Genomic DNA, 11,867 nt, shown 5'->3' on the forward strand with positions numbered 1-11,867 from the left:
GTGGAACTGCTGTTCTTGTAACGATACTGATGGTCTTGTTTCTATCGGGAGGTTTCGTGAGTAGCGATACGACGCTCGAACAGTCCACGTGGACCATCCGACAGATCTGGATGCTGACGGTCGCGTGCTGCGCCGTCGCGCTGGTCGTCGCAGCGATGGCCGCGCTCAACACGGCCCTTCCCGACTTGGCCCGCGATACCGGTGCAACACAGAGCCAGCTCACGTGGATCGTGGACGGGTACACGCTCACGCTGGCTTGTCTCTTGTTGCCGGCGGGCGCACTCGGCGATCGATACGGTCGACGAGAACTGCTCATGTTCGGACTACTCGTTTTTGCTGCCGGCTCGTCGATTCCGGTCTTCGCGGACGAACCGTCGTGGGTCATCGTCTCCCGCGTGATCTCCGGCGTCGGCGCCGCGTTTGTCATGCCGGCGACGCTGTCTCTACTCACTGCAGGTTTCCCGCCGGCGCAGCGTGCCCGCGCCGTCGGAGTCTGGTCCGGCGTCGCAGGGTCCGGTGCAATCGCCGGACTTGTCGTCTCCGGGTTGCTCCTCGAAAAATGGTCGTGGCATTCGATATTCGTCAGCCTGGCCGTCGTCTCAGTTCTCATCCTCGTGGTGTCGTTCACGATCGTGACGTCGAAGGACACGGAGGCAACTCCACTCGATCTACCTGGTACAGCGCTGATCGCCGGCTCGATCGGGCTGTTTGTCCTGGGGATGATCGAGGCGCCGGCCCGTGGTTGGCTCGATCCGGTAGTTCTCGCGTTGCTGGTCGGCGGAATTGCCATGACAGCAATCTTCAGCTGGGTCGAATTACGCACTCGCCACCCACTTCTGGACGTCAGACTGTTTGCCAATCGTGCATTCGGCAGCGGCGCAGCGTCACTGACCCTGCAATTCCTGGCGACTTTCGGCTTGTTCTTCCTGATCGTGCAGTATCTCCAACTGGTGCTCGACTACTCCCCCCTGCAATCGGCGCTCGCCCTGATGCCGATCGCTGTGCCGGTGATGGCGCTGTCCGTGGTTGCTCCCCTACTGATTCCGCGTATCGGCCTTCGCGCTCTCACCGCCACCGGGGTTGCCTTCCTCGGAACCGGAATTGCACTCCTGACGCGCTTGGATGCCAGTTCGACCTATGCCGAAGTCTGTGTTCCCTTGGTAGTGGCCGCCATTGGATTGGGTTTGTCGACAACCCCCGCCACTGCTGCCATCGTCTCCAACGCACCGGACTCCAAACAGGGGGTTGCCTCAGCAGTCAACGACGCAACCCGTGAGATCGGCTCCGCCATCGGCGTTGCACTGGCGGGAAGTATCCTCGCCGCCGGCTACGGAAATCACGTCCAGCCCGCGGTCGACTTGCTACCCGAACCGGCCAAGGAGCCGGTATCCGGTTCTCTGGCCGCCGCTCTCCACGTCGCCGAAGCAGCCGGGCCGCAGGGTGCCCAGTTGGCCGAATTCGCCCGTGAAGCCTTCATCAAAGGCATGGATCAAGGAGCACTCACGCTCGCTGCGATCATGTGGGTATCCGCGATCGTTCTGGGATTCTGGGCTCCGGGTCGTCAGCGAGACTGACCGCCTCGTCGGTACGCCGGGGCCTTGGTCGTCTGCTCCGACTGCAGAGTCTGCAGGAGGGGCATCGACCGGAGCGGCACCACAACCGAGAGAACCATGACGCTGGTCGACCGGGTGGCTATCCCCGACCGATTCAGTTCGAGCAGCGTCGCTTGCAAATCCTCGTGCGACGCAGCGGCAATCCGGCACAGCACGTCGCCGGAGCCGGTGGTGGCAAAGGCTTCGAGCACACCGGGGATTGCCTCGAGTTCCGCTGTGACGGTGTCGAGCGCCCCCTGGGCGATCTGCAAAGTCACGAATGCCTGTACTCCGAAACCCGCTGCAGCCAAATTGACGTGCGGCGCGTATCCGGCGATGACGCCCGCATCTTCCATCCTTTTCAATCTCGCCTGCACTGTCGCCCGCGCAACCTTGACCTGACGCGAAAGCTCCAACGCACCGGCTCTCGGGTGCTTGTTCATCGCGTCCAACAGAGCCAGATCCACTGCGTCGAGATTCACGTCTGCTCCACTCGTCGTTCAACTATGCAAATTGCCTACAAAACAGTGCCACCATCTTCGCATTCCGGCGCTGTGTCTACTTTCAACTACCTCCGTTGACTACCCAACCTCTGAAGGACTTATCTGTTTGTACTGGCAGTGCCGAACATAACTCGAGCACCGCGCTGTGTACATCGCACTCAGAGGGGACTCACCATGACCGTCGAACAGACTCTCACCGACGACGAACAGTTGGCCGGCCTGGATCTGGAGCAATTACGCCAGCTGGTCGGACTGGTCGAGTACGACAGCGATCACGATCCCTTCCCGGTGAGTGGTTGGGACGGCCTCGAATGGATCGTCGGAAACGCCACGCAGACTTCACATTTCTTCCAGTCCGCATTCGGCATGGAATTGGTGGCCTATTCAGGCCCGTCGACGGGAAACCGCGACCACCACGCGTTTGTACTCAAGAGCGGTGCCGTGCGCTTTGTCGTCAAAGGTGCTGTGGATCCGACAAGCGAGTTGATCGCGCATCACAGCCGTCATGGCGACGGCATCCGCGACATCGCGCTCAGCGTCCCTGACGTGGACAAGTGCATCGCGCACGCCATCACCCAAGGTGCGACGGTGTTGAGCGAACCGCACGACGTCACCGACGAGCACGGCACCGTTCGCCTGGCCAGCATCGCGACGTACGGCGAGACTCGGCACACCCTCGTCGACCGTTCCCGCTACACCGGCCCTTACCTTCCCGGATACGTCGAACGGACGTCGTCGTACCGCAAGCGTGACGGCGCGCCCGAGCGCATCTTCCAGGCCCTCGACCACGTCGTCGGCAACGTCGAACTCGGCAAGATGGACCAGTGGGTCGACTTCTACAACCGGGTCATGGGATTCACCAACATGGCCGAGTTCGTGGGCGGCGACATAGCCACCGACTACTCCGCGCTGATGAGCAAGGTCGTCTCGAGCGGCAATCACCGAGTCAAGTTCCCACTCAACGAACCTGCCATCGCGAAGAAGCGGTCACAGATCGACGAGTACCTCGAGTTCTATCAAGGTCCCGGCGCTCAGCATCTCGCGCTTGCGACCAACGACATCCTCGGAGCAGTCGATGCTCTGGTCGACGAAGGAATCGAGTTTCTCTCTACTCCGGCTTCGTATTACGAGGATCCCGAATTGCGCGCGCGTATCGGAGAGGTTCGAGTTCCGATCGAGGAATTGCAGAAGCGAGGCATCCTCGTCGACCGCGACGAGGACGGCTATCTTCTTCAGATCTTCACCAAGCCGATCGGAGATCGTCCCACCGTGTTCTTCGAGATCATCGAACGCCACGGCTCACTGGGATTCGGACTGGGAAACTTCAAAGCCCTGTTCGAAGCGATCGAGCGTGAGCAGGCCGCGCGGGGCAACTTCTGAGGTAGGTCAGCTGTTTTCGGTCCACGCCCAGACCACCGCGGGTCGCCCGGTGGCACTGACCCGGACTCGTTCGTCCGTACGTTCCAGCCCTGGCAACGCTTTGAGCGTCCGGTTCAAATTGCCCGGGTCCGGACGCACACCGGAAAGCTCCTCCGCCACGGCCAGCGCGTACGACGCCGGAAACGACGGACCCAGTAGTGCCCGCGTGAATGCCTGATCTCGCCACAACAGGGTGTCAGCAAGGATCGGGCGGGTATCGGCGACTATCCGATTGTGGTCGAACGCAAGGTCCCCCGGGTTGTCCCAGCTCACCCATTCGGCCGAACCCGGCACCTCGTCCGACGAGATCACTGCCCACATGGTCACCGAGAGCGTCGGACCGCGGGGGTCGCGATTGGGTTCGTCGAACACGGTCAATTGACCGCTGACGAGGATCTTCTCGTCGGGAATTCCGAGCTTGGTGGTCACGGCTCGCCTGGCGGCGTCCTGCAACCGCTCACCGGCGCCCAGCAGTACACCGGGCAGCGCCAACTGCCCGGTGTACGGCTCCGCTTGCCGCGGAGTGACGGCAAATCGCAACATCCCGGGTTCCGGATTGCCGAACCGGAGCGCGATGACATCGATCGAGACAAGTGACTGGTCCACACCGTCCATCATGCAGGCACTGGGCATCGCATCTGACGATCGACCCGGTCGGCACCGTTCGCGGTCAGCACTACCGGCGCACCCATTTCCTCGCTCAGATACCGGGCGAAATCCTCCGGGTCGGCCGGAAGTTCCTTCGGCACGACCCCTACGGCTTTCAGGGAATCTGTCAGCGCCTGCTGGTGATCGAGATCCTTCCACTCTCCGACCGGAACGAACGGCAATCCTTCGTACGCGTGCACCCCGTGGATCGGGACGCCTGCAGCCCGCGCGCGATCCATCGCGTCGAGATGAGTAAGCGCCAAACCGTCGGCGCCACCGCTCACCTCGATTGCGTAGTGCAACAACAACTCGTCGAGGTGGCCCATCCGGAATCCGCCTTGATACTCACCCGTCCCGTTGTGCAGCTCGGGCAACACCTTCGCCAGCTCCGGATCCTCCGTCGGGAAGGGCCCAGCTCCGTGTCGTGTCATGTACGTGCGAGTGACGCCGAGTACGTAACTGTCCCGGCCCAACTCGTCGATCATCGCTCGCGCGTTGGACGGCTCGACCGTCGACCATGTGGTGTGTGGGTGAAACCCCCGCCACTCGTCGAGAAGGACACCTTGTGCCCCCTCGAATACCAGACGACCACCGGCGCCCAACGCGCCCAGCGCATCCGGGTCGGCGATGTCCACGACGGCACCGAATTCCGCGTACATGTCGACCATGTCGTCGATCGGCGGAAAACCGTGGCGACTCTCCGCGATCAACGGTCCGTAGAATGTGGCCAACGCCGACAACTTACGACGCAAGGAGTCAGGTCGCCGGCAGTCTCCCACCGTAGGCGCATTCGCAACTTCGAGCGCATACGCCGCGGTCTCACCGATCCCCTTGCCACACGAGCCGTGTCGGTTACCGCCGCGAGCATCCTCACGAGCCCTGTTGGCGGCCACGTGAATCGGCGTCGTCAACAATGCGCGCGCGTCGATCCGTATCAAATCGAACGGATTTCGAACTCCGAGCGCTTCCAGAGCACGCGCCTCCCGGGCGAGCGCGATGGGCTCGAACAACACGAATCTCGAGAGAAACGTCGGGACGCCGGAGAGCGTTCCCGAACCGAACTGCGAAAACGTGTGGTGGCGCTCGCCGACCGTCACGTTGTGCGCTGCCTGTGCCCCACCGTTGAACCGGACCACTGCGGCCACACCCAAATCGGCTTGGTCGGAGCAAAGCCAATCGACGGTTGCTCCCTTCCCCGCATCTCCGAACCCGAGGTCTACGACGATGATATCGCGGTCTTCGAACGGCTCCATCATGCTCTCCTTCTATGCGAAATCAACATCGTCCGTATCGGTTCCGAGATCGTGGGGCAACCCGGCCACCGTCGCGGTGCTGCGCCCTGGAATTAGAGCGAGAGCCTTGCCGACGGTCTCGGCTTCAGCTCTTGAACCGATGTCGCGGAGATCCGCCAGTCCGTCACGCAGGTCGATGCGGTCCTCGCCGATTCCGACCGTCAGCGCGATCAGTTCGCACACCGCAGCGGGGTCGTCGAGTTTGACGAAGCGTTCACCGAGCAACTTCTTCCAGTGATCCGCGATTTCCGGATCGTTGAAGTACGACGACTGATCTGGCAGAACGAAGTAGACATTCCATCTTTCTTCGAGTTCACGGTAGATCGACGAGACCGATACGTCCTGACGTACCTTGTCGCCGATCACCGAACGGATGTGACGAGCCGAGAGTCGCGGCTTGTTCAGCTCGTCGCCGATGATGAAGAGGTAGCCTTTCCTTCCACGCTTCTCCCAGGCATCCGTACTGGTGTGGCGCGCCATGAAATATGCTGCCAATTCATAGCTTTCCGACTTCTGTCCACCACCGTTGCCCTCGAGGAAGATGGTCCGAAGCTGCTCGTCCATCGCGTTACCCGACTCGAACTGGCCGACTTGTAGTGGCACCTGATCGGAATCGGCGTCGCCGATACCACCGAACAGAATCTGCGGATCATCCGCGTATCCCTTGCGTTGCAGCAGCCCGTGCAGCTTTCCGAGCTTGTCCTGCATGATTCGAGGAACAGCGCCCATCGAGCCGGTGACATCGAAAAGCACTGCTATCGGGAGAGAATCGGGGTGCCCGGCCGAGTCTCGGCATTCACGCTTGTCGACGCCGAAGGGGTCGAGGGTCGGGTCCGCTTTCCAACTGCTTCGCGGACGCGACCGAAGCGAATCGGTGTAACCGAAATCGTCGACACCGCGTGCGGCACGAAAAGTCTTGCCCGCCAAATAGGTGTTGTCGTCCCAGTATCCGTAGCCCATGACAATCACTGTCCTTTCGTGGATGGAACGGCGAACGGACGAAATGTCCGCTGGCCATAGAGAAGATCGAGGAGTTCGTCGAACTCACCCAGTAGGTCGACCGCGTCGGGACGCAATCTCGGGTTGTCCTGCATGCAGCCGTCGGCAAACACCTTCATCCGTTCGTGGGTTTGCTCGCCCAGCATTCGGAGCATCAAATGATGAGCCATGTAGACGTCCCAGGCCGGAGACGCTCCTTCGCCGAGTTCCGGTGGGTACGAATCACGATCGGAACCGATCGTCGCCACCGGGCGGCTGCCCGTACGGGTGCCAAAGGACCAGCCGACCAGCACCACCCCGTGCCGATCAGGCTCGATCAGCACGTTCTCCGCGGTAATCGCGGTGTGCACCCAACCAGTCGCATGCGCTGCTGCCAGAGCCCGAAGTAGCCGTCGGTGCATCCACGCCCAGTCCCGTGGATCGAGGCCACCTGGATACGCCTCACGGACGTCGGCGAGACTCACAAAACCTTCGGTCAGATCGTCCAACACATCGATCTGACGTCTCGTGCCGCTGCCCACATGGGTGATTTGATCGATCAATCGCGGGAAGTACGAGACTGCCCAACCGGCTTCGCACGAATTCTCGATGTCCGTCAACACATTCCGTTCGGCCTCGATCATCGAGTTCGCCAGAGGGTCTCGCGGAATCTTCAGTACGACACCGGCATCGGACCGGTACAGGTTAGCGACCGAGCCGCGCGCTACCAGTCCACCCAACGTGTACTCGCCCCGCTCGCCGACATAAACGGGCCGAGAATCTGCCGGCTCGAACTCCGCTGTCCAACTGCGGTATAGCTCGTTCAACCGAGATGTTGCGGCCGAGTATCGCACCCGATCTTCGGGCTTCGCCCGGTCCGGATGAATGGCTGAGGCGAGCCGATGAAAACGACGCTTTGCAGCGCGACGGGTGTCGAGATCGCTGGAGTCTCCCCCGAACACATCGGCCGAAACTCGTGCTGCCTCGACGATTTCAAGTGCCGTGCTGATCGTTTTCATGGTTTTAGTCTAACCGACTAAAACGAAGACGGCAAGAATGCATATTCCATCCGAGTACATGCGCATCACATCAGGACACGGCAATCACCTGTCGGCACCGAGGGCTGAAACAGCTTTGCGTAGCTCGATCACCGCCGGACTGCTGTCGCCCTCACGGGTACACAGATCGATCGAACACTGCTCGATATCGGAAATGCGCACGAAACTGATATCCGAGCGGGTGTAGTACTCGGCAATGGTTGCTGCCGTTATCACCACCGCCCGACCGTTGGCGACAACCTCGAGCGCTTCGTCCATCGTGCGGACAGAGGGACCGTACCGGACGGGTACACCACTGGGGCGCGGGTCCACCGACCACCATTTCACCCATTCGGGTGGCGCACCGTCACTCGAAACCTGCACAGTCCCATCTATTTCAGAAATCTCGATACTCGTACGGCCCGCCAGTCGGTGTCCTCGAGGCAGGGCCACCACCCGCGGTTCGACGCCGATCCGTTCGAGCACCACACCGTCGAGCACCGGCAGTGGAGGGCGCACGAAGGCGGCATCGACGGTCGCGCTCGCCACCGCGGAAACCTGTTGGGACCAGTCCAATTGGACCAGCTCCACCTCCGCATGCAACGAATCGATCACCGCACGTCCCAAACTTCCGGCCGCCCCGTTGATGAATCCGATCCGCAACCGCCTGGCCCGCCGACGCTCGAGTGCGTCGAGCCCGTTCATCGCGCGGACGGCGAACTCGAGAGCGGGCCGTGCATCCGCGACGAACACCTCACCCGCGGCGGTGAGCACCACCGGGTGCGAACTGCGATCGATCAACTCGGTTCCCACCTGCTCCTCGAGTCGACGAATCTGCTGACTGAGAGCAGGCGCCGTGACGAACAACCGGTCTGCCGCTCGTCCGAAGTGCCCTTCCGCCACGACGACGAGCAACGAGGACACCAACCGCAGATTCAGATCTTCACCTCTTCTCGCCTTTTTCATTACCGTCCATTCGGTTGTCTTAGGCCGCCGTTCGCCAGCAAAGTGATGACCATCACGGTATCTGAACAGCGGAGTTAAGCAAACCGGCAATTGTCGAACGAAGTTCTACATGTACAGCGAATGCCACGTCAGGTCACAGTTGTCGCAGATCCGGACAGCCCGCCGAATCCGCGAAACCAGGAGATGTGATGAGCAAGTACGAGCACGAATTCGTCCACATGATGGATGGCGTCGAAAAGCAATTGGAAACCATCGACAATCCGCGGCACCAGAAGATCCTCCGAAACTACCGGCGCCACGCATTGCTCGAGGTCTCCGGTCGTTACAAGGAAATCCTCTCGCCCGACATGACCGTCGAAGAACCCGTCTACCGGTTGTTCGAAGACGGGCAGTCGATTGTTCTGGACGGCATGGACGCCGTCACCAACTTCTACCAGTCACTCGCCGAGACGGACACCCTTGTCATGTGGACCGGACAGTCCGACTTCGCGGTCTCCGACAGCGGATTCTCGGGTGAGACTCTCTTCAGTCAATTCGTCCCAGGATCGATTCTGGGAGACGGGGTGTTCGGCGCGGTGCACGAATCGGGTGGATCCACCCCCGCAGCCCCCGAACAGTCGTCGGACATCGACCCCGACGGTTGGTATCTCGTGCGTCGGACCTTGGCATTTGTCTGGCCGTACGACGAGCAGGGGCGACTCATCGGTGAGCATGTCTACGAAGATTCTGCTTCGAAAGTCGTGACCAAGGTGGACCCGAGCGAAGTCATCACGGCGGCGCGCGCAGCCGAACTGCTTGCCCCACTGCTCGAAACGCACCTGCCGTGAGCGCGCCCGTAGCCATTGTCACCGGCGCAGCTGCCGGGTTGGGCGCCGCTATTGCCGAGCGCCTTGCGGAGGACTTCGGCACCCTGCTTCTCCTCGACATCGAAGAGGCCGCACTCGCCGACACCGCAGCACGCCTGGAAAGCCTTGGCGTAGCAGTCCACACGGCACGATGCGATGTTCGACGTGAAGGTGACGTCAAGAACGCCTTCGACGTGGCTGCATCGGCCGGAAGCCCGACTGCACTCGTCAACGGCGCCGGAATCGGCGTCTTCACTCCGTTCCTCGAGATCACCGAAGACCAGTGGGACAACACCTTTGCGGTGAACACCAAGGGCAGCTTCCTGATGTGCCGCGAATTCGTGAGCAGAACCGAGGGTCCGGCAGCGATCGTCAACATCGCGTCGATCGGTGCCCGCTTGGGCGGTGACATGCTCGCGCACTACGGACCGTCGAAGGCCGCCGTGATCGAGATGAGTCACAGCGTCGCCCGGATCGGTGCGACTCGAGGACTTCGCTCGAATACGGTCATGCCCGGCCTGATCCTCACCGACATGTGGCTTCGAACCATCAAGGAACTGCGTCGACGCGATCCCTCGCTCACAGATGTTTCCGATGCTGACGTCTTCGATTCTTTTGTCGCACAGATGGTTCCGATGGGTCGAGCTCAGACGCCCGGAGACATCGCCGAGATGGTCGCCTTCTTGCTCAGTGACAAGGCTCGCAACGTCACCGGCCAGACGATTGCCGTCGACGGCGGCGCCGTGATGACCTGATCGGGTCGATGGCGGTCAGCCCCAGCGCGACTGGCCGCCGTCGAGCGGGATCGTGGCACCCGTGAGGTACCCGGCGTCTTCGCTGACGAGGAAGACGACGGCACGACCGATGTCGGTCTCGGGGTCTCCGACGCGTCCCAGCGGAATACCTGCGACAAATGCCGCTGCCTCTTCGGGATTCTTTTCCATCCACCACTGCAACGCGGGAGTCTTGGCGTGCGGGGCAACATTGAGAACGCGAATGTTGTCCTTGCCCCATTCGCAGGCGGCAGCGCGGGTCAACGAGCGCATGCCTTCTTTGATGGAACCGTAAGCGCCGTAGTTACTGGCATCCCAGCGCACCGCCGCCGAGGTGACCATGTTGATGATGACGCCACCGCCACGACTGTTCATGTGGGGGTACGACGCCTGCATCATGCGCAGGGTGGCGAGCGGCCCCGTCGCGAAGGAACGCTCGAAGTCTTCGTCGAGCACGCTCGAGAGTGGGCCGGGCTTGCAGTCGTTGGCGTTGTTGACCAGGATGTCGATTCCGCCGAACAGTTCGACGGTACGGTCCACGGCGTCGGTGATGTCGTCCTTCTTGCTGACGTCGCAGACCACCGCCTCACCGCGCGCACCGATGTCAGCCAGTAGTCCGCACGTGGTGTGCAACTTGGATTCGGTGCGGCCGGCAACGGCGATCACGGCGCCCTCTTTGGCCAAGGCCAGGGCAATCCCCTGCCCGATTCCCTGACCCGCACCGGTGATGAGTGCGACTTTGCCTTCGAGCTTGCCCATGTGACTACTCCAATGTCCGTCGACGCAGAGGTCCCTTTTGCGGGAGGGACCGGTCGATTCTGGTGACTGCCGCTGTTTGTCGTCTACACTCGACCTACAAAACAACCAAGCACTTGCTTGACCCTAAGGTGTGCGACCACGTCGCGTCAATCACATTGGGCGGCAATTCAGCTCGGCACCGCACCAGGAAGGCTCCACCGTGACACTGCCCAACCCCGTCGATTTCAGCGGACGCTCGGTGATCGTCACCGGCGGCACCAAAGGCATCGGCTACGTCATCGCCGAAACCTTCCTCGCCGCGGGTGCGAACGTGCTGGTCTGTGGCCGTAACGAGCCCGAAAACCTACCCACTGCCGACGGTCGTAGCGCAGCCTTTCGCGCCACGGACGTCCGCGATCCCGCCGACGCCGCAGCTCTCGTCCAGGATGCCGTCGAGCGCTTCGGCCGTCTGGACGTCCTGGTCAACAACGCCGGCGGCTCCCCCGACGCCGACGCTGCGACGGTGTCACCCCGCTTCGTCGAGAAGATCGTGGCCCTGAACCTGTTGGCACCCTTCAACGTTGCCCAGGCCGCAAATGCAGTGATGCAGACTCAGGACGACGGCGGCGCCATCATCAACATCGGCAGTGTCTCGGCGATCGACCCGCAGCCCGGAACCGCGGCGTACAGCGCAGCCAAGGCAGGCCTCCTCGTTCTGACCAAGGCATTGGCCCTCGAATGGGCGCCGAAGGTCCGGATCAACCACATCACCACCGGCCTGATCCGTACCGAGGCTGCCGCCGAGGTCTACGGCGCCGACGGCGGCGCTGCGGTCACCAGGACCATTCCGATGGAGCGCATGGCCGTGCCGGCCGATATCGCCAACTCCTGCCTGTTCCTGGCGAGCCCGCTCTCCTCGTACGTGAACGGCGCCGACATCGCCGTTCACGGCGGCGGTGAGTACCCGGCTCGCTACATGGCGACCCACCAGGATTGAAACAAATACGAAGCAGCCCCTGAGCGGATTCGCTCGGGGGCTGCTTCTTCGTGTGAACAACTGCGGGGCGCGACGAGGG

General features: G+C 61.9%; 12 protein-coding genes. 5 read left to right on the forward strand and 7 right to left on the reverse strand.

The genetic code is table 11. The features are described from left to right. Window positions 1-29 precede the first annotated feature (29 nt). A complete protein-coding gene (locus PCS43_RS29620; RefSeq protein WP_058037678.1) occupies window positions 30-1,574 on the forward strand; it encodes an MFS transporter in 1,545 nt (514 codons plus the stop codon). Here the strand turns inward: PCS43_RS29620 and PCS43_RS29625 are convergent. Next, a complete protein-coding gene (locus PCS43_RS29625; protein ID WP_051649709.1) occupies window positions 1,562-2,074 on the reverse strand; it encodes an Lrp/AsnC family transcriptional regulator in 513 nt (170 codons plus the stop codon). The genes PCS43_RS29620 and PCS43_RS29625 overlap by 13 nt on opposite strands. Before the next feature lie 195 nt (window positions 2,075-2,269). Here PCS43_RS29625 and hppD point away from each other — a divergent pair, with 195 nt between their 5' ends. Continuing rightward, the gene (gene hppD / locus PCS43_RS29630; RefSeq protein WP_058037677.1) at window positions 2,270-3,475 is read left to right on the forward strand and encodes a 4-hydroxyphenylpyruvate dioxygenase; all 1,206 of its coding nucleotides are present in this window, start codon (window positions 2,270-2,272) and stop codon (window positions 3,473-3,475) included. A 6-nt stretch (window positions 3,476-3,481) separates the two neighbouring features. Here hppD and PCS43_RS29635 read toward each other — a convergent pair whose 3' ends face one another. The 5 genes from PCS43_RS29635 to PCS43_RS29655 form a co-directional block, all read right to left on the reverse strand. Continuing rightward, entirely contained in the window at window positions 3,482-4,132 is a 651-nt protein-coding gene (locus tag PCS43_RS29635; RefSeq protein WP_020909123.1) for an NUDIX domain-containing protein, read from the reverse strand. Then, entirely contained in the window at window positions 4,129-5,418 is a 1,290-nt protein-coding gene (locus tag PCS43_RS29640) for an adenylosuccinate synthetase (RefSeq protein ID WP_370332593.1), read from the reverse strand. Before PCS43_RS29640 ends, PCS43_RS29635 begins: the two co-directional genes overlap by 4 nt. Before the next feature lie 9 nt (window positions 5,419-5,427). Then, a complete protein-coding gene (locus PCS43_RS29645; protein ID WP_030537005.1) occupies window positions 5,428-6,414 on the reverse strand; it encodes a hypothetical protein in 987 nt (328 codons plus the stop codon). 5 nt (window positions 6,415-6,419) lie between these two features. Then, complete coding sequence (locus PCS43_RS29650; RefSeq protein WP_208690242.1) at window positions 6,420-7,451, reverse strand: hypothetical protein; 1,032 nt, start codon at window positions 7,449-7,451, stop codon at window positions 6,420-6,422. An 84-nt stretch (window positions 7,452-7,535) separates the two neighbouring features. Further along, window positions 7,536-8,435, reverse strand: a complete 900-nt coding sequence (locus tag PCS43_RS29655; RefSeq protein WP_064687711.1) for a LysR family transcriptional regulator — start codon at window positions 8,433-8,435, stop codon at window positions 7,536-7,538. 188 nt (window positions 8,436-8,623) lie between these two features. Here PCS43_RS29655 and PCS43_RS29660 point away from each other — a divergent pair, with 188 nt between their 5' ends. Then, window positions 8,624-9,262, forward strand: a complete 639-nt coding sequence (locus PCS43_RS29660; RefSeq protein WP_007732640.1) for a hypothetical protein — start codon at window positions 8,624-8,626, stop codon at window positions 9,260-9,262. Further along, the gene (locus PCS43_RS29665; RefSeq protein ID WP_007732641.1) at window positions 9,259-10,035 is read left to right on the forward strand and encodes an SDR family NAD(P)-dependent oxidoreductase; all 777 of its coding nucleotides are present in this window, start codon (window positions 9,259-9,261) and stop codon (window positions 10,033-10,035) included. Before PCS43_RS29660 ends, PCS43_RS29665 begins: the two co-directional genes overlap by 4 nt. A 15-nt stretch (window positions 10,036-10,050) precedes the next feature. Here the strand turns inward: PCS43_RS29665 and PCS43_RS29670 are convergent, their stop codons facing one another. Then, the gene (locus PCS43_RS29670) at window positions 10,051-10,812 is read right to left on the reverse strand and encodes an SDR family NAD(P)-dependent oxidoreductase (protein ID WP_166502636.1); all 762 of its coding nucleotides are present in this window, start codon (window positions 10,810-10,812) and stop codon (window positions 10,051-10,053) included. A 199-nt stretch (window positions 10,813-11,011) separates the two neighbouring features. Here PCS43_RS29670 and PCS43_RS29675 point away from each other — a divergent pair, with 199 nt between their 5' ends. Continuing rightward, window positions 11,012-11,788 carry an SDR family oxidoreductase gene (locus PCS43_RS29675; protein WP_003940546.1) on the forward strand — a complete coding sequence of 259 codons (777 nt, stop codon included), beginning with the start codon at window positions 11,012-11,014 and terminating at the stop codon, window positions 11,786-11,788. Window positions 11,789-11,867: the final 79 nt, after the last annotated feature.

Source organism: Rhodococcus sp. C-2, from assembly GCF_027854095.1.
Taxonomy (GTDB): Bacteria; Actinomycetota; Actinomycetes; order Mycobacteriales; family Mycobacteriaceae; genus Rhodococcus_F; species Rhodococcus_F qingshengii.